Below are 24,006 nucleotides of genomic sequence, written 5' to 3' on the forward strand. Positions count from 1 at the left end.
GCACGCCCGGGCACCTGCCAGGTGCTCGGGTGGCAGCGCGGCCGTTTCAGGAGGAGGACTCGTGAGCACTTCCCCCGGTGGAGACCCGTACGGCAACCAGCCCCAGCAGCCGGCGAACCCGTACACCTACCCGTCGGCGCCCGACCCGGAGCAGCAGCCCGGGCAGCCCGGCACGCCCTACCGCCAGCCCCGCATCCAGCCGTACGCCCCGCCGCAGGCCCCGCCACCGCAGGGCCAGGCGCCGGGGCAGCGCCAGGGCCAGCACGGCCGCCCGCCGGCGCAGGGCCAGGGATACGGCCAAGGTCAGGGCCAGGGGTACGGCCAGGGGCAGGGCCGGCACGACGCGGGCCGCTCACGCACGCCCTCAGGATTGGTCCGCCCCTACGCCATGACCGGCGGGCGGACCCGGCCGCGCTACCAGCTCGCCATCGAGGCGCTGGTCAGCACCACCGCCGACCCGGAGCGCCTGCGCGGGCAGCTCCCCGAGCACCAGCGGATCTGCCTGCTGTGCCGCGAGGTCAAGTCGGTGGCCGAGATCTCCGCGCTGCTGACCATCCCGCTCGGTGTGGTCCGCATTCTTGTCGCCGACCTGGCCGAGGCCGGACTGGTCGCGATCCACCAGCCCGGCGGCGACGAGGCCGCGGGCGGCCAGCCAGATGTGACACTGCTTGAAAGGGTGCTCAGTGGACTTCGGAAGCTCTAGCGGTCCGGCCCGCGCCACCACCTCCGCGAAGATCGTGGTGGCGGGCGGCTTCGGCGTGGGCAAGACCACGTTCGTCGGTGCCGTCTCGGAGATCAACCCGCTGCGCACCGAAGCCGTGATGACCTCCGCGTCAGCCGGCATCGACGACCTCACGCACGCGCCGGACAAGACCACCACCACGGTGGCGATGGACTTCGGCCGCATCACGCTCGACGAGGACCTGATCCTCTACCTGTTCGGCACCCCGGGGCAGGACCGGTTCTGGTTCATGTGGGACGACCTGGTGCGCGGCGCGATCGGCGCGATCGTCCTGGTCGACACCCGGCGGCTGGCGGACTGCTTCCCGGCGGTCGACTACTTCGAGAACAGCGGGCTGCCGTTCGTGATCGCCCTCAACGGCTTCGACGGCCACCAGCCGTACGGCCCCGAGGAGGTCCGTGAGGCGCTGCAGATCGGTCCCGAGGCGCCGATCATCACCACCGACGCCCGGCACCGCGGCGAGGCGAAGAGCGCGCTGATCACGCTCGTCGAGCACGCTTTGATGGCCCGGCTGCGCTGACGCCGGCGGGTCCGCCGGTGCGTCCGAGGGGCGCACCGGCCCGGTTCCGGGGGGACTTGGCGATACTCGTTTTGGAGCGCCGTCCCGGATCGGGTAATGTTCTTCCTGCGCCGCCGGACAGGGCCAAGGCCCGAACCGGAGACGCACACCGAACAAGATCCCTTATCGGGATTGCGTTTTGGTGGGGTATGGTGTAATTGGCAACACGGCTGATTCTGGTTCAGTTGTTCTAGGTTCGAGTCCTGGTACCCCAGCAGCACTTCAGCAAGTGCGAGCCCCCGTTGTGTAGCGGCCTAGCACGCTGCCCTCTCACGGCAGTAGCGCCGGTTCGAATCCGGTCGGGGGTACAGATCCTTTCATTCCGTCCACGTCGGGTCGCTCCCGGCCTGGACGACGCGAGGATCGCCAGGGCCCCCGTTGTGTAGCGGCCTAGCACGCTGCCCTCTCACGGCAGTAGCGCCGGTTCGAATCCGGTCGGGGGTACAGAGTTCGACCCGAAGCCCGCCGCGGTCCGCGGCGGGCTTCGTCGTTCATCCGGAGCGGCGCAGTGCCTCGCTGAGCCGGCCGGCGGCGTCGACCACGGCCTGGGCGTGCATCCGGCCCGGGTGCCGGGTGAGCCGCTCGATCGGCCCGGAGACCGACACCGCGGCGACCACGCGGTTGGACGGCCCGCGCACCGGCGCGGAGACCGAGGCGACCCCGGGCTCGCGCTCGCCGATCGACTGCGACCAGCCCCGGCGGCGCACCCCGGACAGCGCGGTGGCGGTGAAGCGGGCGCCCTGCAGGCCCCTGTGCAGCCGCTCGGGCTCCTCCCAGGCCATCAGGACCTGAGCGGCAGAGCCGGCCTTCATCGGCAGCGTGGAGCCGACCGGCACGGTGTCCCGCAGCCCGGACAGCCGCTCCGCCGCGGCCACGCAGATCCGCATGTCGCCCTGGCGGCGATAGAGCTGCGCGCTCTCGCCGGTCATGTCGCGCAGGTGCGTCAGCACCGGCCCCGCGGTGGCCAGCAGCCGGTCCTCGCCGGCCGCGGCGGCCAGCTCCGACAGGCGCGGGCCCAGGATGAAGCGGCCCTGCATGTCGCGAGCCACCATGCGATGGTGTTCGAGCGCGACCGCCAGGCGGTGCGCGGTGGGGCGGGCCAGGCCCGTGGCACCGACAAGCCCGGCCAGGGTGGCCGGACCCGACTCCAGCGCACTGAGCACCAGAGCCGCCTTGTCGAGAACGCCGACGCCGCTAGAGTTGTCCATGAAACGATACTCGCGTCTCAGAGTGTGAAACGCAAGTTCAATTTTCCCGGGAACGCGTCACGCTGGGAGCACAGCGCAGGACCAACACCTAGTGGGCCCCGCGACGACGCGGGCCGGAGGGACAGCGATGGGTAGGACACTCGCGGAAAAAGTCTGGGACGACCATGTCGTCCGCCGCGCCGAAGGCGAACCTGATCTGCTTTTCATCGATCTCCACCTCCTGCACGAGGTGACCAGCCCCCAGGCGTTCGACGGGCTGCGGATGAACGGCCGGCGGGTGCGCCGTACCGACCTCACCATCGCCACCGAGGACCACAACACCCCGACCCTCGACATCGACAAGCCGATCGCCGACCCGGTCTCCCGGACCCAGTTGGAGACGCTGCGCAAGAACTGCGCGGAGTTCGAGGTGCGGCTGCACCCGCTCGGTGACGTCGAGCAGGGCGTGGTGCACGTGGTGGGGCCGCAGTTGGGCCTGACCCAGCCCGGCACCACCGTGGTCTGCGGCGACTCGCACACCTCCACGCACGGCGCTTTCGGCGCGCTGGCGTTCGGTATCGGCACCTCGCAGGTCGAGCACGTGCTGGCCACCCAGACGCTGCCGCTGGCCCCGTTCCGCACGATGGCGGTCACCGTCGACGGCGAACTGCCCGACGGCGTCACCGCCAAGGACCTGATCCTCGCGGTGATCAGTCGGATCGGCACCGGCGGCGGCCAGGGCTACGTCATCGAGTACCGCGGCTCGGCGATCGAGAAGCTCTCGATGGAATCCCGGATGACCGTCTGCAACATGTCGATCGAGGCGGGCGCCAGGGCGGGCATGATCGCCCCGGACCAGACCACGTTCGACTACCTGGAGGGCCGCGCGCACGCCCCCAAGGACGCCGACTGGGACGCGGCCGTCGCGTACTGGAAGACGCTCAGGACCGACGACGACGCCGTCTTCGACCACGAGGTGCGGATCGACGCGGCCGAGTTGGCGCCGTTCGTCACCTGGGGCACCAACCCGGGCCAGGGCGCGCCGCTGAGCGCGTCCGTGCCGGACCCGGCGTCGTACGCCGACGCCGGCGACCGGATCGCCGCCGAGAAGGCCCTGGAGTACATGGGCCTGACCGCGGGGCAGCCGCTGCGCGAGGTCGCCGTGGACACCGTCTTCGTCGGCTCCTGCACCAACGGCCGGATCGAGGACCTGCGCGCGGCCGCCGCCGTCGTGCAGGGCCGCCGGATCGCCGACGGGGTACGGATGCTCGTGGTCCCCGGCTCGGTGCGGGTGGCGCTGCAGGCCGTCGAGGAGGGCCTGGACAAGGTGTTCACCGCGTCCGGCGCCGAATGGCGGCACGCGGGTTGCTCGATGTGCCTGGGTATGAACCCCGACCAACTCGCGCCCGGCGAGCGCTCCGCGTCCACCTCGAACCGCAACTTCGAGGGACGGCAGGGCAAGGGCGGCCGTACCCACCTGGTCTCCCCGCAGGTGGCCGCCGCCACCGCGGTGCTCGGCCACCTCGCTTCGCCCGCCGACCTGTCCGACGCCCCTGTCCTGACGGAGGTCTGAGCCGCCATGGAAGCCTTCACCACCCACACCGGCCGGGCCGTGCCGCTGCGCCGCAGCAACGTGGACACCGACCAGATCATCCCCGCGCACTGGCTGAAGAAGGTCACCCGCAACGGGTTCGAGGACGGCCTGTTCGAGGCGTGGCGCAAGGACGACTCGTTCGTGCTCAACGCGCCGCAGTACGCGGGTGCCACCGTCCTGGTGGCCGGCGCCGACTTCGGCACCGGCTCGTCCCGCGAGCACGCCGTCTGGGCGTTGCAGAACTACGGCTTCAAGACGGTGATCTCGTCCCGCTTCGCGGACATCTTCCGCGGCAACTCGCTGAAGAACGGGCTGCTGACGGTGGTGCTGCCGCAGGAGACCGTCGAGGAGCTGTGGCAGCTCGTCGAGGCCGACCCGACCGCGGAGATCACCGTGGACCTGGTCGCCCGGGAGGTGCGCGCCGACCGCCCGCAGGGGCCGCTGACCGCGCCGTTCGAGCTGGACGACAACGCCCGCTGGCGGCTGCTGGAAGGGCTGGACGACATCAGCCTGACGCTTGCCAACGAGCCGGACATCGCCGCGTTCGAGAGCACCCGGCCGTCCTGGAAGCCCAGTACCGCAAGGGTCTGACGCCCCTGGCCGGGCCCCTGACTCCGGCCGCCGCACGCACCGCGCAAGCGCCCCTCACGTCCTCGTGGGGGGCGCTTTCGCGTGTCCGGACGACCCGGACACCACCCCGCCATGGGTACTGGAAAACAGGCTCGGAACACCCGGTTGGCCCTGTCGCGCTCGACAACTCGCCGCAGATGGCACAATCGACGCATGGAACGCGACGGCCAACTGGAGCTCTACGGGGTCCTCGCCGCGCGTTTGAAGCAGGCGCACACGCGCGTCGCCAATCCCGAAGTCCCGGACGGGACAAGGCGGGAGTTGACCCGGCGACTGCTCGCGGTGACCGCGGTGGCGAAGCACGATCTCGCCGACGCGGCACGGCGCCTGGAGGTGTTAACGGCTGAGTTGGACGAGCTCGGAATCCCCGATCACTGATCACGCGGAGTACCGAGTTCGTTGCGGCACAAGGGTGATTCGCCCGTTTCGTATTTGATTTGCGGTATATATCCGCCTAGCGTGCGAAATCAGCCCGTACTCATTCGCCGGGCAAGTTTCCGAAGGGGAAGACGTGAACAAGGCGCAGCTCGTAGAAGCGATTGCCGACAAGGTGGGCGGCCGGCAGGCCGCCGCGGACGCGGTTGACGCGGTTCTCGACGCGATCGTCCGCGCGGTGGTCTCCGGTGACCGGGTCTCGGTCACCGGGTTCGGTTCGTTCGAGAAGGTCGAGCGTCCCGCCCGTTACGCTCGCAACCCCCAGACCGGGGAGCGGGTCCGGGTCAAGAAGACCTCCGTGCCGCGGTTCCGTGCGGGGCAGGGCTTCAAGGACCTGGTCAGCGGGTCGAAGAAGCTTCCGCGTGGCGGCGAGGTCTCGGTCAAGAAGGCGCCCAAGGGCAGCCTGAGCGGCGGTGCCTCCACCACCGCCCGCACCGCGACGAAGAAGGCCGCCGCGAAGAAGGCGACCACCGCGCGGAAGGCGGCCACCGCCAAGACCGCGGCCGCGAAGAAGACCACGGCGGCCAAGAAGACCACCGCGAAGAAGGCGTCCACCGCGAAGAAGTCCGCCACGAAGAAGGCCACCACCGCGAAGAAGGCCGCCGCCAAGAAGGCGCCCGCCAAGAAGACCACCGCCAAGAAGGCGCCGGCCAAGCGCTCCGCCCGCAAGACCGCGAAGCGCGCCGCCGCCAGGTGACAGCCGCGTTACGGCTCCACCGCTCCACCCGCTCCACCCGCTCCACCCGCTTCACCGCGCCGGGCCGGGCCCCCTTCCCACGGGGCGCCCGGCCCGCGCTATTTCGCGTCCGCGGGTCGGACGGGATCGGGCTCCGGCTCGGACGGGCTCCGGCTCGGACGGGGTCGGGCTCCGGGTCAGGCCGGGTCGGGACCCGGGTCCGGGAAGGTCTGCAGGGTCAGGAACGTCACGCGGCGGGCCGAACCCGCGCCCTCGGTGCGGATACGGACCCGCTGGCCCGGGCGCAGCAGCAGCAGCCGCCCCGCGTCGAACGCCGCGGCGTCGAACTCCAGCGGGGTGCCGTCGTCCAGCAGCACACTGCCGGCGCGGCTGACGGGATCGAACGTGAACGCGGTGGCCTGCATGGTGGCAAGCCTAGACCGCACCCTCCGGGGCGGAGCGTTCTGTCGGTTCTGGGACCCCTTGCCGGTGGACAGTCGGCCCGCGCGACAAGCCACCCACCGACAGCTGGTCCCGGAACCGGCGGGGCTACCCGCCCTGGGGGGTCAGGCTCGCCGCAGCCGCGGCCGTGTGCGGGCCGACGCCCAGCGCGAGCGCAACGGCGAGGTCTTCCAGGGTGTCCACGTCCTGCCGCACCGAGGGAGCCGCGGGGAGCGTGATCTCGGCGGCCCCGGACGCGAGGTGCCGCGCACGCGACGCCCCGCCGAACCCGGGAGCGAGCGGCAGATACGGCACCGTGGTGAGCAACGTTGTCCCCACGCCGGTCGCATCGGCGAGGAACGCCCGCTCACAGGCCCCCGCAGCCGCGCGCAGCACTTCCGCCAGTTCCCCCGGCCGCAAGGCCGGGAGATCGCCGTTCAGGGCCGCGACCGGAGCATGCGGCCGGCGCGCCCTGACCGTCTCCGCGCCGTGCCGCAGCGCGGCGTTCAGCCCGGCGGCGGGGGAGTCCGCCACGACGAAGGCGCCGAGCCCGGCGAGTTCGGCACCGGCGGTCGCGTCGTCGGTGACCACCGTGACGTCCTCGACCTCGGCGCAGGCCAGCGCGGCGCCCACCGTGTCCAGCGCGAACGCCAGTGCCAGCGCGGGTCGTACCGCTCCCGCCGCCGCCAGCCTGCTCTTGGCCACCGCGAGCGGCTTCAACGGCACGACCAGCGACCACCTCGCCTCATCCACGTCGTCCATTGTGCGGGCCACCACCGACAAAGCCGCCGGGCCCGGGCGCGGCCGGCCCCGCAGCACCATCGGTGCCCGGTACCAACCCGGTACCCGCCCGGTGGCAGCCCGGTGGCAGAGGTGCCCCGCCGGACGTGAACCGCTGGCGTTAACCTCTCGGTAGCCGCGATCCTTGAGCGGCGCCACCGGCAACGAAGAGGAGTCCCGGGTGTCCCGCCGCAGAATCGGTTTCTGGTACCGCCTGGCGGCCGCCATCGCCAAGCCGCCGCTCATCGTGCTCTTCAAGCGGGACTGGCGCGGAATGGAGAACATTCCGGCCGAGGGAGGATTCCTCACCGCGGTGAATCACAACTCCTACCTCGACCCGCTGCTGTACGCGCATTTCCAGTACAACACCGGTCGGCTTCCGCGCTTCCTGGCGAAGGCGGCGCTGTTCAAGCCGTTCTTCGTCGGCGCGGTGATGCGCGGCACCGGGCAGATCCCGGTGGTGCGGGCCACCGCCGACGCCGCGGCGGCGTACCGCTCGGCGGTCGAGGCGGTCAACAAGGGGGAGTGTGTGGCGTTCTACCCCGAAGGCACCCTCACCCGGGACCCGGACCAGTGGCCGATGGTCGGCAAGACCGGCGTCGCCCGTGTCGCGCTGCTCACCCGGGCACCGGTGATCCCGATCGCCCAGTGGGGCGCCAACGAGTTCCTGCCGCCGTACGCGAAGAAGCCGAGCTTCCTGCCGCGCAAGACGCACCGCGTGCTGGTCGGCCCGCCGGTCGACCTCAGCGCCTGGTACGGCAAGGAGCCCACCGCCGAGGTGCTGCGCGAGGTCACCGGGGCCATCATGTCCGATGTGAAGCAACTCCTGGCAGAAGTCCGCGGCATCCCCGCCCCGGACGGCCTGTACGATCCGCGCAAGGCGGCCAAGGACGCCAAGGGCAACGACGGCAAGGGGGCGGCGTGACGGCTCGCTGCGCCGTGTACGGCACCGGGTCCTGGGGCACCGCGTTCGCGATGGTGCTGGCCGACGCGGGCTGCGAGGTGTCCTTGTGGGGGCGCCGGCCCGACCTCGCCGCCGCCATCAACACCACCCGGATCAACCCGGAGTACTCCAGCGAGATCACGCTGCCGCCGGCCGTGACGGCGACCACCGACCCGGCCGAAGCCGCGGCCGGCGCCGAATTCGTCTTCCTGGCCGTGCCGTCGCAGGTGCTGCGCGCCAACCTCGCCGACTGGGCGCCCCTGATGCGTCCCGACGCGGTCCTGGTCAGCCTGATGAAGGGCGTCGAACTCGGCACCGCCAAGCGGATGAGCGAGGTGATCGAGGAGGTCGCCAAGGTCGATCAGGACCGCGTCGCGGTGCTGACCGGCCCCAACCTCGCCCCCGAGATCGCCGCCCGCCAGCCCGCCGCCGCGGTGGTCGCCTGCCGTGACGAGTCCGCCGCCCGCCGCATCCAGACCGCCTGCCACACCGCGTACTTCCGGCCGTACACCAACACCGACGTGACCGGGTGCGAACTCGGCGGCGCGGTGAAGAACGTGATCGCGCTCGCGGTCGGCATCGCCGGCGGCATGGGCATGGGCGACAACACCAAGGCGTCCCTGATCACCCGCGGCCTCGCCGAGACCACCCGGTTGGGCCTGGCGATGGGCGCGGACCCGTACACCTTCGCCGGCCTCGCCGGGATGGGCGACCTCGTCGCCACCTGCTCCTCCCCGCTGTCCCGCAACAACACCTTCGGCCACAACCTCGGCCGCGGCATGAGCCTCGCCGAGACCATCGCCGCCACCAGCCAGACCGCCGAGGGCGTCAAGTCGTGCGAGTCCGTCGCCGACCTCGCCCGCAGGCACGGCGTCGACATGCCGATCACGGAGACCGTGGTCGACATCGTGCACAACGGGAAGTCACCCGTCGTGGCCGTCAAGGAGTTGATGTCACGTTCCGCGAAACCCGAACGGTAAGGTCAACGCGACATGAGCAACCTGCCATCGCCCCAGAGCCCGGATCAGCACTCCGAGCGGCCGAGTTACGACCGCAAGCCGCGCGTCGCCGTCGTGTTCGGCGGGCGCAGCTCCGAGCACGGCGTGTCCGTGGTGACCGCGGCCAGCGTGCTGCGCGCCATCGACCGCGACAAGTACGACGTCCTGCCGATCGGCATCACCACCGAGGGCCGTTGGGCGCTCACCGCCGACGAACCCGAGCGGATGGCCATCGCCGACCGGCGGATGCCCAGCGTCGAGCAGGTCACCGACCACGACGGCGCGGTCCTGCTGCCCGTCGACCCGGGCAACCGGGAGGTCGTCTACACCGAGGTCGGCGCGGTGCCGAAGGCACTCGGCGAGGTCGACGTCGTCTTCCCCATGCTGCACGGCCCCTACGGCGAGGACGGCACCCTCCAGGGGCTGCTGGAACTGTCCGGCGTGCCATACGTCGGCGCGGGTGTGCTCGCCTCCGCGGTCGGCATGGACAAGGAGTACATGAAGCGGATCTTCACCTCGTTCGGGTTGAAGGTCGGCCCGTACACGGTGATCCGCCCGCGCGAGTGGGAGCAGGACCAGGCCGCCGCCCGCCGCAAGGTGCTGGACTTCGCGCAGGTGCACGGCTGGCCGCTGTTCGTCAAGCCGACCCGGGCCGGCTCGTCCATCGGCATCAGCAAGGTCGAGGGCCCCGACGAACTCGACGCCGCGCTCGCCGAGGCCCGCAGGCACGACCCGAAGGTGCTCGTCGAGGCGCTGCTGCGCGGACGCGAGATCGAGTGCGGCGTGCTGGAGTTCGCGGACGGCCCGCGCGCCTCGGTGCCCGCCGAGATCCCGCCGGCGTCCAGCAGCGACTTCTACGACTTCGACGCGAAGTACATCGACTCCGCCGAGGGCATCGTGCCGGCCCCGCTCACCGAGGAGCAGACCGAGCGCGTACGGCGGCTGGCCGTCGAGGCGTTCGAGGCCGCGTCCTGCGAGGGCCTGGTCCGCGCGGACTTCTTCCTGCTGGACAGCGGGGAGTTCGTGATCAACGAGATCAACACCATGCCCGGCTTCACCCCGATCTCGATGTACCCGCGGATGTGGCAGGAGAGCGGTGTCGGCTACACCGAACTGATCGACCTGCTCATCCAGGCGGCGCTGCGCCGCTCCACCGGCCTGCGCTGACCGCGGCGCCGGCCCCGACCCGCCGTCCGTACCGATCCCCGCCGAGCCGAGCGTGCCGCGCTCAGATTCCGGCGGGGATCGTGTGCTTGACGGCCGAGGCCAGATCGGTCAGCGGCCCGAGGTCGGTGGCGTACTTCTTCGGCAGCACCACCTCGACGTACGCCTTGCGCAGCGTCGTGGTCAACCGGAAGGAACCGTCCGACTGCGGTTCGATGGACCAGCCGACACCGTCGACCTCCACCCCGTCGGTGTTCTCCGAGTCGTCCGCGGCCGGACGCGGCACACCGCAGCGCAGCACGATCGTAGGATCACCCCATCCGGCGGTCAGCGGGGACACCGGCTTGAGATCATGGCCGGGCAGTCCGTTGACCTTCTTCGGCAACTGCGCGTGCAGCGCCTTGCAGTAGGCGGTGACCTGGGAGTCCGGAACCGGGACGGCGACCGACTCGTCGTCGCTACCGGAAGCGGTGAACACGTAGACCGCCGCCGCGGACAGGCACGCGGCGGCGGACACGGAGATCAGCACGACCCGGCGGTAGAACATCACCGGGAAAGCATAGGGAGAGCCCCGCTTCCAGGGCTCGGCGGGGGCTATATATGGACGACCGGGCAGGTCAGCGTGCGGGTGATGCCTTCCGCCTGCTGGACCTTGGCGACCACCATGCGGCCGAGTTCGTCGACCGTGTCGGCCTGGGCGCGGACGATGACGTCATAGGGACCTGTGACGTCCTCCGCCTGAATGACTCCGTCGATCTTGGAGATCACCTCCGCTACTGCCGAGGACTTCCCGACCTCGGTCTGGATCAGGATGTACGCCTGTACCACGGAACCTCCAGGGCGGCTTCGAGGATCATGTGGGAGGGGAGACGCCACGTTATCGCGTCGCCGCGCGCAGCGGGGAGACCCGCGCGGTACCAGACCCCCGTATTGGCGGGAAACACGCAGTGGAACGGACCGGAGCACGGGCACCGGCCGAGAATCGAGGGGACGACGATATGAAGGGGACTGTGGGCGAGCTGGGGGAGTTCGGGCTCATCAGGGAACTGACCTCCCGCCTCACCTCTACCCCCGCGGTGCAGATCGGCCCCGGCGACGACGCCGCCGTGGTCGCCGCACCCGACCGCCGGGTGGTGGCCACCACCGACGTGCTCCTCGAAGGACGGCACTTCCGCCGCGACTGGTCCACCGCCTACGACGTGGGCCGCAAGGCCGCCGCGCAGAACCTCGCCGACATCGCGGCCATGGGCGCGGTGCCCACCGCGGTGCTGCTCGCCCTCGTGGTGCCCGCCGAACTGCCCGTCACCTGGCCGGTCGAGCTGATGGACGGCATCAGGGACGAGTGCCAGGTGGCCGGTGCGGCGGTGGTCGGCGGCGACGTGGTGCGCGGCGACACCATCACCGTGTCCATCACCGCGCTCGGCGACCTGCGCAACCGCGCCGCCGTCACCCGCGCCGGCGCCCGCGCGGGCAACCTGATCGCCGTCACCGGCTGGCTCGGCTGGTCCGCCGCCGGACTCGCCGTGCTCTCCCGCGGGTTCCGCTCGCCGCGCGCCTTCGTCGAGGCGCACCGCCGGCCCGAGCCGCCGTACCACGCGGGCCCGGCCGCCTCGGAGCTCGGCGCCACCGCGATGACCGACGTCAGCGACGGCCTGGTCGCCGACCTCGGCCACATCGCCGCCGCCAGCGGCGTGGACATCGACCTGCGCTCCGCCGCCATCGACGTACCCGCGCAGATGACGGACATCGGCCAGGCCGTCGGTGTCGATCCGCTGCACTGGGTGCTCACCGGCGGCGAGGACCACGCCATCGTGGCCGCGTTCCCGCGCGACGTGAAACTCCCGGCCCGCTGGCGGATCATCGGCGACGTCACCGCGCCAGCCGGGCGCACCCCGCGGGTCACCGTCGACGGCGCTCCCTGGGACAAGGCCGGCGGCTGGGACCACTTCGGGTCCGACGCGTGAGCGGCCCGGACGCGGCCGGCGCCACGGGTGAGCCGGCCGCGCCCCGGCAGCAGCGCACCGCGCCACCGCGGGTGCTGACCGTGGCCGGCTCCGACTCCGGCGGCGGCGCGGGCATCCAGGCCGACCTCAAGACGATGCTCGCGCTCGGCGTGCACGGCATGAGCGTGCTTACCGCCGTCACCGCGCAGAACTCGCTGGGCGTACAGGGTGCCTGGGAACTGCCGGTCGACGCGGTCCGCGCGCAGTTCCGCGCCGTCATCGACGACATCGGGGTGCGGGCGGTCAAGACCGGCATGCTCGCCTCCGCGGCGACGGCCGGCACCGTCGCCGACCTGCTCGGCGGGCTCGACCGCGACGTACCCGTGGTGGTCGACCCGGTCGCCGTCTCCAAGCACGGCGACGCGCTGCTGGGCGAGGAGGCGGTCGACGTGGTGCGCGGCCGACTGCTGCCGCTGGCCACGGTGGCCACCCCGAACCTCGACGAGGTGACCCAGCTCACCGGTGTCGTGGTCGCCGACGAGGCGGGGATGCGCGCGGCGGCCCGCGCGGTGCTCGGGTACGGCCCGCGCTGGGTGCTGGTCAAGGGCGGGCACCTGCCCGGCGCCGAGCGGCACGCGGAGGCCGTGGACCTGCTCTCCGACGGCCGCACCGAGCGGTGGTACCGCGCGCCCAGGTACGCCAACCGCCACACCCACGGCACCGGCTGCACCCTGGCCAGCGCGCTCGCCTCGTACCTGGCGCTGGGGCACGACGTGCCCGCGGCGGTCGGCTACGCCAAGGAGTACGTCAGGGGCGCCATCGAGGCGGGCTTCCCGCTCGGGGCGGGCATCGGCCCGGTCGACCACGGCTGGCGGACCCGCACCGGGGAACGCTGAAAAGCCGATCCACCGTGAGGTGGATCGGCTTCAGGTAGCCACCAGGACTGCGCTGCGGTCAGCGCGTGACCTTGCCGGCCTTGATGCACGAGGTGCAGACGTTGAGGCGCTTCGGCGTCTTCCCGACAACCGCACGCACGCGCTGGATGTTGGGGTTCCAACGACGCGGAGTACGGCGGTGCGAGTGGGAGATGCTGTTGCCGAAGCCCGGCCCCTTGCCGCAGACGTCGCAGTTAGCAGCCACGGGTCACTCCAAAGACTTCAGATGCTCAGATGCATTTACGGTGAGAAAACCCGGGAGAGCCCCAGGCAACCGGAGCAGCATACAACGACCGCTCCCGTAGAACGAAACTACCACGGTCCGGACGCCCTCCCAGCCGGTGGCCGCCCGGACCCCGCCGGTGACCACCCGGTGACCGTACGGGAGATCGGCAGGTGACGGCCAGGTTGCCGGCAGGGAGCGCGCCCGCCGGCCGCCGGACGCCCGCACCACCCGGCCGTCGCCTTCTGCCCGCCCTCCCGCCCGGCAGTACGCTCACCAGCAGCCCCATCCCAGGACGCCGGACCCCCGGCCCCCGACGCCCGGACCGCCGACGTCCGAACCGCGCCGACCGCAGAACCGCCCGTCCGCTCGACCGCCCGACGTCCGAACCGCCTGACCGCCGAACTCCCGACCCCGGCGCCCCCGGTGCCCCGCAAGGAGGACCTGTTGCCCCCCACGCTCGACGCGGCCGCGGTGCGTTCCTGGTGCCGGCTCTCGCTACGGGCGCTGGGGCGGGCCCGCGAGGAGATCGACGCGATCAACGTCTATCCGGTCGCCGACGGGGACACCGGCACCAACCTCTACCTGACCGTCGAGTCGGCCGCCCAGGCCGTCGAAGCGGTCTTCGACGCGCACGCCGCCGGCCGCGCCGACCCCGACGGCGCCCCCGCGCCCACCCTCACCGAGGCGTTCCGCGCCCTGTCGCACGGGGCCCTCATCGGCGCCCGCGGCAACTCCGGCACCATCCTCGCCCAGTTGCTGCGCGGCGTGAACGAGGCGCTGTCCGCGCCTCCGGGACCGGACGGCCGGATCACGGCGGACGACCTGCGCCGCGCGCTCGCGGCCGCCGCGGAGGCCGGTTACGCGGCCGTGGCCCGGCCGGTGGAGGGCACCATGCTCACCGTCGCCACCCGCGCCGCCGAGGCAGCCCGCGCCGCCGAGGGCGGCATGACCGAGGTGGCACGGGCCGCCCACGCCGCCGCTCTCGCCGCGCTGGCCGCCACCCCCGGCCAACTCGGCGCGCTGCGCAGGGCCGGTGTGGTGGACGCGGGCGGCCTCGGCCTGGTCGCGCTGCTCGGCGCGCTCTGCGAGGTCGTCACCGGCGAGCCCCCCACCGACCGGCCGGTCTCCGGCACGGGCACCTCCTTCCGCCACGCGCACGTACCGGAAGCCGCCGACCCCGACGCCGAGCCCTGCGCCGACGGTTCCGCGTTCGGCGCCGACGGACCCGCGTTCGAGGTGATCTTCCTGCTGGAGGGCACCGACGCCACCGTGGACGTGCTGCGCGGCCGGCTCGACGCGCTCGGCGACTCGCTGGTCGTGGTCGGCGGCGACGGCCTGTGGAACGTCCACGTCCACGTGGACGACGTCGGGGCCGCGCTGGAGGCCGCGATCGACGCCGGGCGGCCGTACCGGATCAGGGTCACGCACTTCGGCGACCAGGCCCGGCGGCCGCGCGGCGAGCGAGCCGTACGCGCCGTGGTCGCCGTCGTCCGCGGCGACGGCCTCGCCGAGCTGTGCGCCCAGGCCGGCGCGACCGTGGTCGCCCTACGCCCGGGGGAGCGGCCCGCCAGCGGCGAGATCGCCGCCGCCATCCGCCGCGCGCACGCCCGCGAGGTCGTCCTGCTGCCCAACGACACCGAGTTGCGGCACGTGGCGGGAGCCGCCGCCGAACAGGCCAGGGCCGACGGCGTACGGGTCGCCCTGATCCCCACCCGCTCGGCCGTGCAGGGCCTGTCCGCGCTCGCCGTCCACGAGCCGAGCCGCCGCTTCGACGAGGACGTGGTCGCCATGACCGCGGCCGCCGGCGCCACCCGCTACGCCGAACTCGCCGTCGCCGAGCACCAGTCCTGGACCACCGCCGGGATCTGCCAGGCCGGCGACATCCTCGGCCTGATCGAGGACGACGTCGCCGTCATCGGCGCCGACCTCGCCGAGACCGCGGTCGCCACGCTGGAACGGATGCTCACCGCCGGCGGCGAACTCGTCACCCTCGTCCTCGGCCCCACCGCCCCACCCGACCTCGCCGACCGCCTCCGCGCCCACGTCCACGACCACCACCTCGCGGTCGACACGGTCACCTACGAAGGCGGCGACACGGCCACCCCTCTCCTCATCGGCGTGGAGTAGCGAGGGTCCTACGGTGGTCAGGACCGGTTCCCGGAGCGGGCGCCGTTACGTGCGAGCCGTTCTTACGTGTGGGGCACCCGCTCAGCCCCTTTTTTGCCGCCGGCTCGCCTCCGGGCGCTTAGATCCGGTGTCGACGGTCGATCGTGCTCGATCGCTCGTTCCTCACGATCTCCGCGCGTTCTCCACTTTCGACACCGGCGCGCCCTTTGGCTCGCCGGCTACAACGTCGAACCGTTCTTACGCGTAGGCACCCGGTCCGGTGCGGCGCAGCGTAAGAACGGCTCCCACGTGACGGCGCCCCACACGTAGGAACGACACCCCCCGTCACCGGGCCGGCCCGTGTGGCTCGTGCCGTTGTCGGCGCGGTGCGCAAAGATTGGGCGTGATGACTGGGAACCCGCTGGACGACCCGCTGCGCAAGCTCGTCGGTGACCGTACGGCCAAGGTGCTCGACGAGCACCTCGGGCTGCGCACGACGGGGGATCTGCTGCACCACTACCCGCGGCGGTACGCGGAGCGCGGCGAGCTGACGCGGCTGGCGGACCTGCCGGTCGACGAGTACGTCACCGTGGTCGCGCAGATCGCGAAGGCGGACAAGCGGACGTACGGCGGAGGGTCCGGGGTGCGGTTGGAGGTCGTGGTGACCGACGGCAGCGGCTCGCTCACCCTGGTCTTCTTCAGCAAGGCCGCGCACGCCCACGCGCACCGGCTGCTGCCCGGCCGCCGCGGAATGTTCTCCGGCAAGGTCTCGGTCTTCAACCGCACCCGGCAACTCGCCCACCCGGACTACCAGTTGCTCGACGCGGAGGCCGATGACGGCCCGGACGCGAAGGACGCGGTCGACGCGTTCGCGAACCGGCTGATCCCGCTGTACCCGGCGGTGAAGCAGATCACGTCCTGGCGGATCGCCCAGGCCGTGGACACCGCGATCGACTCGCTCGGCGCGATCGGCTGGGCCGGGGTCGGCGAGCCGCTGCCGGCGGAGCTGCGGGCCGGGCGGGACCTGGTGGCGCTGCCCGAGGCGCTGGAGAAGGTGCACCGGCCGCGCACCAAGCGGGACATCGAGGTGGCCCGGCAGCGGCTGAAGTGGGACGAGGCGTTCGTGCTCCAGGTGGCGCTGGCCCGGCGCCGGGCCGACGAGTCGGCGCTGCCCGCGGTGCCGCGGGTGCCGGGTGAGGACGGGCTGCTGACGGCGTTCGACGGGCGACTGCCGTTCACGTTGACCGAGGGCCAGCAGGCGGTGTCGGCCGAGGTCTTCGCGGACCTGGCCACCGACCACCCCATGCACCGGCTGCTCCAGGGCGAGGTCGGCTCCGGCAAGACCCTGGTGGCGCTGCGCGCGATGCTCGGCGTGGTGGACACCGGCGGCCAGGCGGCGATGCTCGCGCCGACCGAGGTGCTCGCCCAGCAGCACCACCGCTCGATCACCGAGATGATGGGCGACCTGGCGGAGTCCGGCATGCTCGGCGGCTCCGAACTGGGCACCAAGGTGGTGCTGCTGACCGGTTCGATGGGTGCGGCGGCCCGCAGGCAGGCGCTGCTCGACCTGATCAGCGGGGACGCGGGCATCGTGATCGGCACCCACGCGCTGATCGAGGACAAGGTGAAGTTCCGCGACCTGGGGCTGGTGGTCGTGGACGAGCAGCACCGCTTCGGGGTGGAGCAGCGCGACGCGCTGCGCGCGAAGGCCGAACAGCCGCCGCACCTGCTGGTGATGACGGCCACCCCCATCCCGCGCACGGTCGCGATGACCGTCTTCGGCGACCTGGAGACCTCGGTGCTCGACCAGTTGCCCGTCGGGCGCTCCCCGATCGCCACCCACGTGGTGCCGGCCGCGGAGAAGCCGCACTTCCTCGCGCGGGCCTGGGAACGGGTCCGCGAGGAGGTCGAGTCCGGCCACCAGGCGTACGTGGTCTGCCCGCGGATCGGCGACGAGGAGGACGCGAAGGCCGCCGCGAAGGCCGCGGGCGGCAGCGGGAAGGCGAGCGGCAAGGCGGCCGCGAAGGGCGCCGCTGACGAGGGCGAGGAGCGCCGCCCGCCGCTGGCCGTGCTCGATGTCGCCGACCAGCTCGCCAAGGGCCCGCTGAGCGGCCTGCGGGTCGAGGCCCTGCACGGCAGGATGGCCCCCGACGCCAAGGACGACGTGATGCGCCGGTTCGCCGCCGGCGGCGTCGACGTGCTGGTGGCGACCACCGTCATCGAGGTGGGGGTCAACGTGCCGAACGCCACCGCGATGGTGATCATGGACGCCGACCGGTTCGGCGTCTCCCAGCTGCACCAGCTGCGCGGCCGGGTCGGCCGCGGCAGCGCCCCCGGGCTGTGCCTGCTGGTCTCCGAGGCGCCCGAGGCGAGCCCGGCCAGGACCCGGCTCGACGCGGTCGCCCGCACCCTCGACGGCTTCGAGCTGTCCCGGATCGACCTGGAGCAGCGCCGGGAGGGCGACGTGCTCGGCCAGGCCCAGTCCGGCAGCCGCTCCAGCCTGCGGGTCCTCGCCGTCATCGAGGACGAGGACGTGATCGCCGCGGCCCGCGACGAGGCCACCGCGCTGGTCGCAGCCGACCCCGACCTGGCCGGACACCCCGACCTGCGCAGCGCGCTGGAGAGCCTGCTCGACGCGGACCGCGAGGAGTACCTGGAGAAGGGCTGACGACCCGGCGCATCAGGTCGTACGCCGGAAGGTTCAACCGCCGCCTCCCGGGGCCGCGACCGCCCGGACCGCGATCCCCGGGCGGCGCCCGCACACCCGACGGGTAGGGTCGGAGCTGTGAGCAAGTCATGACCCGCGTGATCGCCGGAGCGGCCGGCGGCCGGCGGCTGGCCGTCCCCCCGGGCAACGGCACCCGCCCCACCTCCGACCGGGCCAAGGAGGCGCTCTTCTCCACCTGGGAGTCGCTGCGCGGCACCCTGGAAGGGGCCAGAGTGCTCGACCTGTACGCGGGTTCGGGCGCGGTCGGCCTGGAGGCGCTGTCCCGCGGCGCCGCCCACGTCCTCCTGGTCGAGGCGGACCCGCGCGCCGCCCAGGTGGTCCGGGAGAACGCCACCGCCCTGAAGCTGCCCGGCGCCGAGGTGCGTCCGGGCCGCGCCGAGAAGGCGGTGGCCGGGCCGCCGTCCGGCCCCCCGTACGACACGGTTTTCCTCGATCCGCCCTACGACGTGCCGGACGACGAGCTGCGGGAGATCCTGCTCACACTCCTGGCCAACGGCTGGTTGACCACGGACGCACTCGTCACCGTGGAACGCAGGACGCGCGGCGGTGTCTTCGGCTGGCCCGACGGCTTCGCCGGGCTGCGCTCGCGCAAGTACGGCGAGGCGACTCTTTGGTACGGTCGCGCCGCCGAAGTTACCGCCGGGTCATGAAGTCGTGCGCCCGGCAGCGCAGATGCGGGTCGGCCCGGCCCGCACGAGTCCCTGTGAGCCCGCCATGAACCGCAGCACCCGCCCGACCGGTACGGAGAGCGAGGAGCCAGTCTTGCGCCGCGCAGTCTGTCCGGGGTCCTTCGACCCCATCACCAACGGACACCTCGACATCATCGCCCGCGCCTCCCGGCTGTACGACACCGTGTACGTCGCCGTGATGATCAACAAGGCCAAGCAGGGCCTGTTCGACATCGACCGGCGGATCGCGCTGATCGAGGAGGTCACCGCGGACCTCGGCAACGTCCGGGTGGAGTCCTTCCACGGCCTGCTCGTCGACTTCTGCAAGCAGCGCGAGATCCCCGCCATCGTCAAGGGACTGCGGGCGGTCAGCGACTTCGACTACGAGTTGCAGATGGCCCAGATGAACATCGGCCTGTCCGGCGTGGAGACGCTCTTCGTGCCCACCAACCCCGCCTACAGCTTCCTGTCCTCCAGTCTGGTCAAGGAAGTCGCCCAATGGGGCGGCGACATCTCCCACTTGGTCCCCCCGCCGGTCCTCGACGCGCTCAACGCCCGGCTCCGGCAGCAGTAGGCTTTGCCGCTGTGGACGTCCAGAAGAAGCTCGATGAGATCACGGCGACCGTCAGCAGTGCGCGGTCCATGCCGATGTCGGCCTCCTGCGTGGTGAACCGGGCCGAACTGCTCGCGATGCTCGAAGAGGTCGCCGCGGCGCTCCCGGACTCTCTGTCCCAGGCCCAGGAACTCCTCGGCGACCGCGAGCAGATGGTCCAGCAGGCCCGCGCCGAGGCGCAGCGGATCATCGAGTCCGCGCACGCCGAGCGCGGCTCCATGGTCTCGGACACCCAGATCGCCCGGCAGTCCCAGGACGAGGCCGAGCGGATCATCGCCGAGGCCCGCCGCGAGGCCGACGAGATCCGTGCCGAGGCGGACGACTACGTCGACAGCAAGCTCGCCAACTTCGAGGTGGTCCTCACCAAGACCATCGGCTCGGTCGACCGGGGCCGCGAGAAGCTGCTCGGCCGCGACCCGTACGCCGAGGACGGCCAGGGCGGCGCGGGCCTCGCGGAGGACGACCCGGAGGCCCCCGAGCGCAGCTCCGACCCGGAGACGCTGCGCCGCCGCGCCGACGAGTACGTCGACACCAAGATGCGCGCCTTCGAGGCGGTGCTCAGCAAGACCCTCCAGGCGGTCGGCCGGGGCCGGCTCAAGCTCACCGGCCACAACCCGATCGACGACCTCGCCGCGCAGATGGCCGCCGCCGACGCGGCCGAGGGCGGCCCCGAGGTCCACCGGCAGTCCGACGACGAGTTCATGGCCGGTCTCGCCGCGCCCTCCGCCGACGGCCAGGCCGACCTGTCGCAGTACGGCTACACCCCGGCCGCGGCTGCGGCCGCCGCCGCTGCCGCGCAGCCGGCCCCGCCGCAGCAGGCCGAGCCGGGCTACGACCCCGAGCCGGGTTACGAGCCCGACCCCGCCTACGAGCCCGACCCCGCCTACGGCTACCAGCAGCAGGACGTGTACGCGCAGCAGCCCCAGCAGGGCGCCTATCCGCAGGTCCCGCAGCCGCTGCCGCCCCAGCAGGGCCAGCAGGAGTACGCGCAGGCCGGCTACGACCCGTACGGCGGCCAGCAGCAGGGCTACGACTACCCGCAGCTGGGGGTCCCCCCGACGGAGGCCGGGGGATACGACCCGCAGTACCCGCAGCAGCAGCCGCAGATCCCGTACCAGCAGCAGGGCCAGGAGTACGGCCAGCAGCAGCCGGGCCAGCAGCCCGGGCAGCAGCCCGCCGCGCTGGACGAGACCAGCTTCTTCGACACCGGGATGATCGACCTCAACCGGCTCCGGGAGCTGGAACAGGGGTTGTGAGCAGCCCGCCGAGCAGGGGCTGAACCCTCCGGGACCGCTCTGTTTGGGTCCGGGCGAAGTGTCCAGTATCCTGTTGGCTCCAGCCGTGTCACGCACCGGCGCTTCGGCCTGCCCGTCCATCCGGGCCCCTCACCGGGGTTCGCGCGGACGCGGCCGTATCGTTGCAGGCCGTACCGATGAAAGCAGGAAGCCCTGAACACCCGCCTCGACCACCGCAACCCCCTCGTGTTCGACACACACGAGCTGGGTCGGCGTCCTGGTGCGATGAAGAAGGTCTCCCGCACGGTCTCCGCGCCCAAGGACCTCGGCATCGCCGATGTCATCTGGGTGCCGGAGGGCAATGACGTCGAGCTGGAGCTCCGCCTGGAGTCGGTCATGGAGGGTGTGCTGGTCACCGGCACCGCCCATGCACCGCTGACGGGGGAGTGCACCAGGTGCCTGGAGCCGCTAGAGCGCGAGCTGGACGCGGAGTTCCAGGAGATGTTCTCCTACCCCGACGCCGACACCCGGACCGCCCGCAGGGACGAAGCCGGTGACGACGCCGCGGCCTCCGAGGAGGACGACGTGCTGTATCTCGAGGACGACCTGTTCGACCTCGAACCCGTGCTGCGGGACGCGGTGGTGCTCGCACTGCCCATGCAGCCGGTGTGCCGGGAGGACTGCCCGGGCCTGTGCTCCCAGTGCGGAGCGCGGCTCGCCGACGACCCGGACCACCACCACGAGGCGACCGACATCCGTTGGGCCGCCTTGCAGGACTTCCAGCAGAACGGCACCGGAGACGGTGCCGACGAGAACCAGGAGAAGTAGCCGTGGCTGTTCCGAAGCGGAAGATGTCGCGCAGCAACACGCGCCACCGCCGTTCGCAGTGGAAGGCTGCGCCCGTGAGCCTGGTGGCATGCGAGCGCTGCCACGAGCCGAAGCTCCAGCACATCGCGTGCCCGAGCTGCGGCACCTACAACCGTCGTCAGGTCCTCGAGGTCTGATCGGCAGGTGACAGGCTCAGTGTCCTCCACGTCCTCCACGCCCGACGCTCCGGTGTCGAAGAAGGCCGCCACGGACAAAGCCTCGTCCCACACGCTTCTGGAAGGGCGGCTCGGGTACCACCTCGAGCCCGCCCTTCTGGTGCGTGCGCTGACCCACCGCTCGTACGCGTACGAGAACGGCGGGCTGCCCACCAACGAGCGGCTGGAGTTCCTGGGGGACTCCGTGCTCGGCCTGGTGGTCACCGACACCCTCTACCGCACCCACCCCGATCTCCCCGAGGGCCAGTTGGCCAAGCTCCGGGCAGCGGTGGTCAACTCGCGGGCCCTTGCCGGGGTCAGTCGCGGGCTCGACCTGGGCGCGTTCATCCGGCTCGGCCGTGGTGAAGAGGGAACCGGTGGACGGGACAAGGCATCCATCCTGGCGGACACCCTCGAAGCGGTCATCGGCGCGGTCTATCTCGACCAGGGCCTCGACGCGGCTTCGGCTCTTGTCCATCGACTCTTCGACCCCCTGATCGAGGAGTCCTCCAATCTCGGCGCCGGCCTGGACTGGAAGACCTCTCTCCAGGAACTCACCGCCGCCGAAGGTCTCGGCGTCCCCGAGTACGTCGTCTCCGAGTCCGGCCCCGACCACGAGAAGACCTTCACGGCTGCCGCCCGCGTCGGTGGTGTCGAGTACGGCACCGGCACCGGCCGCAGCAAGAAGGAAGCGGAGCAGCAGGCCGCGGAAGCGGCATGGCGCTCCATCCGAGAAGCGTCCAACTCGCCTGCGGGCTGAACCGCGTCTCATCCGCCGGGCGGGCTGATCCTCATCAGCCCGCCCGGCGTCTGAGGACCAAGGGGCGGGCGGGGAAGGAAACCGTGCCCGAACTACCAGAGGTGGAAGTCGTCCGCCGCGGCCTCGCCAAGTGGGCCGCCGGCCGTACCGTCGCCCGGGCCACCGTCCTGCACCCGCGTGCCGTCCGCCGCCACCCCGCGGGCGCCGACGACTTCACGCACCGCCTCACCGGCGTCACCCTCGCCGCCCCGCACCGCCGCGGCAAGTACCTCTGGGTCCCGCTCACCGAGGACACCGCGATGGTCGCCCACCTCGGCATGAGCGGCCAGTTCCTGATCCGCCCCGAGGACGCCCCCGCGGAGAAGCACCTGCGGGTCCGCCTGGAGTTCGAGGACACCGAGGGCACCGACCTGCGCTTCGTGGACCAGCGCACCTTCGGCGGGCTCTCCGTGCACGACACCGTCCCGGGCGACCCGGAGCAACTGCCGCAGCCGCTCGCGCACATCGCCCGCGACCCGATCGACCCCGCCTTCGACGACGACGCCTTCCACGCGGCGCTGCGCCGCAAGAAGACCACGATCAAGCGGGCGTTGCTCGACCAGACGCTGATCAGCGGCGTCGGCAACATCTACGCGGACGAGGCGCTGTGGCGCACCAAGCTGCACTACGACCGCCCGACCGCCACGCTGACCCGCCCGCGCACCGCCGAACTCCTCACCCACATCCGGGAGGTGATGGGTGACGCGCTGGCCGCCGGCGGCACCAGCTTCGACAGCATGTACGTCAACGTGAACGGCGAGTCGGGCTACTTCGACCGCTCCCTGGACGCGTACGGCCGCGAGGACGAGCCGTGCCGCCGCTGCGGCACCCCGATCCGGCGCAGGGCGTGGATGAACCGCTCCAGCTACTTCTGCCCGCGCTGTCAGCCGGTGCCGCGCGCCTCGTCGTAGCGCCCGCGTGCGGCCAGCACGTCGGGCATCCGGTCCTCGACCAGCGTGATGAGGGCGAGCAGCCGGTCGGTGGTCTCCCGCCCGAGCGGACTGAGCCGGTACTCGACGTGCGGCGGGTTGACCGGCTGCGCGTCGCGGATCACCAGCCCGTCGCGCTCCAGCGCCTGGAGGGTCTGGGAGAGCATCTTCTCGCTCACCCCGTCCACCCTGCGCCGCAGCGCGTTGAACCGCAGGGTGTCGTGGGCGAGCGCGGTCAGCGTGAGGATGCCCCAGCGCCCGGTGACGTGCTCCAGCGTGGCGCGCGAGGGGCAGTTCCGCGAGAACACGTCGAACGCGTCCGGCGGCCCGCCCCGCTCGGTCCCGGGCTCTGCCGCCTGCTCCACCACCTCGCTCATGGCTCCCAGCTTAGCCGGGCCGGCGCTTTCCGCCAGGTTGCGCTTTCGCCGGAGCAGCGTGTCCGATCGCAGGCGGCGGGCGGCGGGCGGCGGGCGGCGGGCGGAGGGCGGAGGGCGGCGGGTGTGGCGGGTGAGTGCGAGGGGCCGTCTGCGGGTGGCGGGGGCCGTCCGCGGCGCGGGGCATGCCGTTGCCCCTGGCGGCAAGAGTAGGTCATCGCGGCGGCGCGGTCGCCGAGGTTGTCCTCCCGCAGCTCGCCCAGCACCCGGCCCAGCGCC

The 24,006-nt window shown here is 72.2% G+C and carries 27 protein-coding genes and 3 tRNA genes; 23 read left to right on the top strand and 7 right to left on the bottom strand.

Translation table 11 applies throughout. The annotated features are described in order from the left end of the window. Positions 1–61 precede the first annotated feature (61 nt). The 5 genes from AB0399_RS30810 to AB0399_RS30830 all read left to right on the top strand — a co-directional run bounded on the left by AB0399_RS30810 (position 62) and on the right by AB0399_RS30830 (position 1,745). On the top strand, positions 62–703 hold the full coding sequence (locus AB0399_RS30810) for a DUF742 domain-containing protein (protein ID WP_329364280.1): 642 nt from the start codon (positions 62–64) through the stop codon (positions 701–703). After that, positions 684–1,262 (top strand): ATP/GTP-binding protein, encoded by a 579-nt coding sequence (locus AB0399_RS30815; RefSeq protein WP_328469907.1) that lies wholly within the window; start codon positions 684–686, stop codon positions 1,260–1,262. The genes AB0399_RS30810 and AB0399_RS30815 overlap by 20 nt, the downstream gene beginning before the upstream one ends. A gap of 182 nt (positions 1,263–1,444) precedes the next feature. Next, a tRNA-Gln gene (locus AB0399_RS30820) sits at positions 1,445–1,516 on the top strand. A gap of 20 nt (positions 1,517–1,536) precedes the next feature. Then, positions 1,537–1,609, top strand: a tRNA-Glu gene (locus AB0399_RS30825). A 63-nt stretch (positions 1,610–1,672) separates the two neighbouring features. Beyond that, a tRNA-Glu gene (locus AB0399_RS30830) sits at positions 1,673–1,745 on the top strand. Between the two features lie 47 nt (positions 1,746–1,792). Here the strand turns inward: AB0399_RS30830 and ndgR are convergent. Beyond that, complete coding sequence (gene ndgR / locus AB0399_RS30835; RefSeq protein ID WP_328469909.1) at positions 1,793–2,509, bottom strand: IclR family transcriptional regulator NdgR; 717 nt, start codon at positions 2,507–2,509, stop codon at positions 1,793–1,795. 127 nt (positions 2,510–2,636) lie between these two features. Here ndgR and leuC point away from each other — a divergent pair, with 127 nt between their 5' ends. The 4 genes from leuC to AB0399_RS30855 all read left to right on the top strand — a co-directional run bounded on the left by leuC (position 2,637) and on the right by AB0399_RS30855 (position 5,844). Further along, positions 2,637–4,061, top strand: a complete 1,425-nt coding sequence (gene leuC, locus AB0399_RS30840; RefSeq protein ID WP_329364278.1) for a 3-isopropylmalate dehydratase large subunit — start codon at positions 2,637–2,639, stop codon at positions 4,059–4,061. Between the two features lie 6 nt (positions 4,062–4,067). After that, positions 4,068–4,673, top strand: a complete 606-nt coding sequence (gene leuD, locus AB0399_RS30845) for a 3-isopropylmalate dehydratase small subunit (RefSeq protein ID WP_328469913.1) — start codon at positions 4,068–4,070, stop codon at positions 4,671–4,673. 192 nt (positions 4,674–4,865) lie between these two features. After that, positions 4,866–5,090: a hypothetical protein gene (locus AB0399_RS30850; RefSeq protein WP_329364275.1), complete on the top strand. Its 225-nt coding sequence runs from the start codon at positions 4,866–4,868 to the stop codon at positions 5,088–5,090. Between the two features lie 133 nt (positions 5,091–5,223). After that, positions 5,224–5,844, top strand: coding sequence for an HU family DNA-binding protein (locus AB0399_RS30855; protein WP_329364273.1), 621 nt, complete (start codon positions 5,224–5,226; stop codon positions 5,842–5,844). A gap of 176 nt (positions 5,845–6,020) precedes the next feature. On the opposite strand, the gene AB0399_RS30860 is transcribed toward AB0399_RS30855, so the two are convergent. Next, complete coding sequence (locus AB0399_RS30860; protein WP_329364271.1) at positions 6,021–6,248, bottom strand: hypothetical protein; 228 nt, start codon at positions 6,246–6,248, stop codon at positions 6,021–6,023. Between the two features lie 124 nt (positions 6,249–6,372). Next, the gene (gene cofC, locus AB0399_RS30865) at positions 6,373–7,026 is read right to left on the bottom strand and encodes a 2-phospho-L-lactate guanylyltransferase (protein WP_328469921.1); all 654 of its coding nucleotides are present in this window, start codon (positions 7,024–7,026) and stop codon (positions 6,373–6,375) included. Positions 7,027–7,225: 199 nt separating this feature from the next. Here cofC and AB0399_RS30870 point away from each other — a divergent pair, with 199 nt between their 5' ends. The 3 genes from AB0399_RS30870 to AB0399_RS30880 are packed head-to-tail and all read left to right on the top strand — an operon-like array spanning position 7,226 to position 10,152. Further along, positions 7,226–7,969 carry a lysophospholipid acyltransferase family protein gene (locus AB0399_RS30870; protein ID WP_328469923.1) on the top strand — a complete coding sequence of 248 codons (744 nt, stop codon included), beginning with the start codon at positions 7,226–7,228 and terminating at the stop codon, positions 7,967–7,969. Further along, positions 7,966–8,967: an NAD(P)H-dependent glycerol-3-phosphate dehydrogenase gene (locus AB0399_RS30875; protein WP_329364267.1), complete on the top strand. Its 1,002-nt coding sequence runs from the start codon at positions 7,966–7,968 to the stop codon at positions 8,965–8,967. The genes AB0399_RS30870 and AB0399_RS30875 overlap by 4 nt, the downstream gene beginning before the upstream one ends. A 12-nt stretch (positions 8,968–8,979) precedes the next feature. Further along, positions 8,980–10,152, top strand: coding sequence for a D-alanine--D-alanine ligase family protein (locus tag AB0399_RS30880; RefSeq protein WP_366413579.1), 1,173 nt, complete (start codon positions 8,980–8,982; stop codon positions 10,150–10,152). 61 nt (positions 10,153–10,213) lie between these two features. On the opposite strand, the gene AB0399_RS30885 is transcribed toward AB0399_RS30880, so the two are convergent. Together AB0399_RS30885 and AB0399_RS30890 are read right to left on the bottom strand one after the other, a co-directional pair. Beyond that, positions 10,214–10,696 carry a DUF3515 domain-containing protein gene (locus AB0399_RS30885; RefSeq protein ID WP_329373855.1) on the bottom strand — a complete coding sequence of 161 codons (483 nt, stop codon included), beginning with the start codon at positions 10,694–10,696 and terminating at the stop codon, positions 10,214–10,216. A 47-nt stretch (positions 10,697–10,743) separates the two neighbouring features. Beyond that, positions 10,744–10,977: an Lrp/AsnC ligand binding domain-containing protein gene (locus AB0399_RS30890; RefSeq protein WP_328469928.1), complete on the bottom strand. Its 234-nt coding sequence runs from the start codon at positions 10,975–10,977 to the stop codon at positions 10,744–10,746. Between the two features lie 170 nt (positions 10,978–11,147). On the opposite strand from AB0399_RS30890, the gene AB0399_RS30895 reads away from it, so the two are divergent. After that, positions 11,148–12,113: a thiamine-phosphate kinase gene (locus AB0399_RS30895; RefSeq protein WP_328469930.1), complete on the top strand. Its 966-nt coding sequence runs from the start codon at positions 11,148–11,150 to the stop codon at positions 12,111–12,113. 71 nt (positions 12,114–12,184) lie between these two features. Beyond that, a complete protein-coding gene (gene thiD, locus AB0399_RS30900; RefSeq protein ID WP_366413584.1) occupies positions 12,185–12,988 on the top strand; it encodes a bifunctional hydroxymethylpyrimidine kinase/phosphomethylpyrimidine kinase in 804 nt (267 codons plus the stop codon). 58 nt (positions 12,989–13,046) lie between these two features. Here the strand turns inward: thiD and rpmB are convergent, their stop codons facing one another. Continuing rightward, positions 13,047–13,232, bottom strand: a complete 186-nt coding sequence (gene rpmB / locus AB0399_RS30905; RefSeq protein WP_093737864.1) for a 50S ribosomal protein L28 — start codon at positions 13,230–13,232, stop codon at positions 13,047–13,049. A 465-nt stretch (positions 13,233–13,697) separates the two neighbouring features. Between rpmB and AB0399_RS30910 the strand changes: the two genes are divergently transcribed. The 9 genes from AB0399_RS30910 (at position 13,698) to mutM (ending at position 23,335) form a co-directional block, all read left to right on the top strand. Beyond that, positions 13,698–15,380 (top strand): DAK2 domain-containing protein, encoded by a 1,683-nt coding sequence (locus tag AB0399_RS30910; RefSeq protein ID WP_366413580.1) that lies wholly within the window; start codon positions 13,698–13,700, stop codon positions 15,378–15,380. A 385-nt stretch (positions 15,381–15,765) separates the two neighbouring features. Beyond that, entirely contained in the window at positions 15,766–18,027 is a 2,262-nt protein-coding gene (gene recG / locus AB0399_RS30915) for an ATP-dependent DNA helicase RecG (protein ID WP_366413581.1), read from the top strand. 128 nt (positions 18,028–18,155) lie between these two features. Next, on the top strand, positions 18,156–18,737 hold the full coding sequence (rsmD, locus tag AB0399_RS30920) for a 16S rRNA (guanine(966)-N(2))-methyltransferase RsmD (RefSeq protein WP_329364260.1): 582 nt from the start codon (positions 18,156–18,158) through the stop codon (positions 18,735–18,737). A 112-nt stretch (positions 18,738–18,849) separates the two neighbouring features. Further along, positions 18,850–19,329 carry a pantetheine-phosphate adenylyltransferase gene (gene coaD, locus AB0399_RS30925; protein ID WP_328469942.1) on the top strand — a complete coding sequence of 160 codons (480 nt, stop codon included), beginning with the start codon at positions 18,850–18,852 and terminating at the stop codon, positions 19,327–19,329. 11 nt (positions 19,330–19,340) lie between these two features. Further along, positions 19,341–20,624 (top strand): ATP synthase F0 subunit B, encoded by a 1,284-nt coding sequence (locus AB0399_RS30930; protein WP_366413582.1) that lies wholly within the window; start codon positions 19,341–19,343, stop codon positions 20,622–20,624. Between the two features lie 192 nt (positions 20,625–20,816). Continuing rightward, a complete protein-coding gene (locus AB0399_RS30935; protein WP_328474577.1) occupies positions 20,817–21,431 on the top strand; it encodes a YceD family protein in 615 nt (204 codons plus the stop codon). Between the two features lie 2 nt (positions 21,432–21,433). Further along, positions 21,434–21,607, top strand: coding sequence for a 50S ribosomal protein L32 (gene rpmF / locus AB0399_RS30940; protein ID WP_069465182.1), 174 nt, complete (start codon positions 21,434–21,436; stop codon positions 21,605–21,607). A gap of 19 nt (positions 21,608–21,626) precedes the next feature. Further along, positions 21,627–22,385, top strand: coding sequence for a ribonuclease III (gene rnc, locus AB0399_RS30945; RefSeq protein WP_328474579.1), 759 nt, complete (start codon positions 21,627–21,629; stop codon positions 22,383–22,385). Positions 22,386–22,468: 83 nt separating this feature from the next. Then, the gene (mutM, locus tag AB0399_RS30950; protein WP_329364256.1) at positions 22,469–23,335 is read left to right on the top strand and encodes a bifunctional DNA-formamidopyrimidine glycosylase/DNA-(apurinic or apyrimidinic site) lyase; all 867 of its coding nucleotides are present in this window, start codon (positions 22,469–22,471) and stop codon (positions 23,333–23,335) included. Here mutM and AB0399_RS30955 read toward each other — a convergent pair. Continuing rightward, a complete protein-coding gene (locus tag AB0399_RS30955; RefSeq protein WP_329364255.1) occupies positions 23,308–23,730 on the bottom strand; it encodes a helix-turn-helix domain-containing protein in 423 nt (140 codons plus the stop codon). The genes mutM and AB0399_RS30955 overlap by 28 nt on opposite strands. Between the last annotated feature and the right edge of the window lie 276 nt (positions 23,731–24,006).

This window comes from Streptomyces sp. NPDC088194 (assembly GCF_040702025.1).
In the GTDB taxonomy this organism is placed as follows: domain Bacteria; phylum Actinomycetota; class Actinomycetes; order Streptomycetales; family Streptomycetaceae; genus Actinacidiphila.

Bases quoted from the DNA above. Each gene is read 5' to 3' on its own strand.
- recG (WP_366413581.1), top strand. From the start codon at position 15,766: ATGACTGGGAACCCGCTGGACGACCCGCTGCGCAAGCTCGTCGGTGAC.
- rsmD (WP_329364260.1), top strand. From the start codon at position 18,156: ATGACCCGCGTGATCGCCGGAGCGGCCGGCGGCCGGCGGCTGGCCGTC.
- ndgR (WP_328469909.1), bottom strand. From the start codon at position 2,509: ATGGACAACTCTAGCGGCGTCGGCGTTCTCGACAAGGCGGCTCTGGTG.
- AB0399_RS30880 (WP_366413579.1), top strand. From the start codon at position 8,980: ATGAGCAACCTGCCATCGCCCCAGAGCCCGGATCAGCACTCCGAGCGG.
- leuC (WP_329364278.1), top strand. From the start codon at position 2,637: ATGGGTAGGACACTCGCGGAAAAAGTCTGGGACGACCATGTCGTCCGC.
- AB0399_RS30860 (WP_329364271.1), bottom strand. From the start codon at position 6,248: ATGCAGGCCACCGCGTTCACGTTCGATCCCGTCAGCCGCGCCGGCAGT.
- leuD (WP_328469913.1), top strand. From the start codon at position 4,068: ATGGAAGCCTTCACCACCCACACCGGCCGGGCCGTGCCGCTGCGCCGC.
- AB0399_RS30850 (WP_329364275.1), top strand. From the start codon at position 4,866: ATGGAACGCGACGGCCAACTGGAGCTCTACGGGGTCCTCGCCGCGCGT.
- cofC (WP_328469921.1), bottom strand. From the start codon at position 7,026: ATGGACGACGTGGATGAGGCGAGGTGGTCGCTGGTCGTGCCGTTGAAG.
- AB0399_RS30885 (WP_329373855.1), bottom strand. From the start codon at position 10,696: ATGTTCTACCGCCGGGTCGTGCTGATCTCCGTGTCCGCCGCCGCGTGC.
- AB0399_RS30895 (WP_328469930.1), top strand. From the start codon at position 11,148: ATGAAGGGGACTGTGGGCGAGCTGGGGGAGTTCGGGCTCATCAGGGAA.
- AB0399_RS30955 (WP_329364255.1), bottom strand. From the start codon at position 23,730: ATGAGCGAGGTGGTGGAGCAGGCGGCAGAGCCCGGGACCGAGCGGGGC.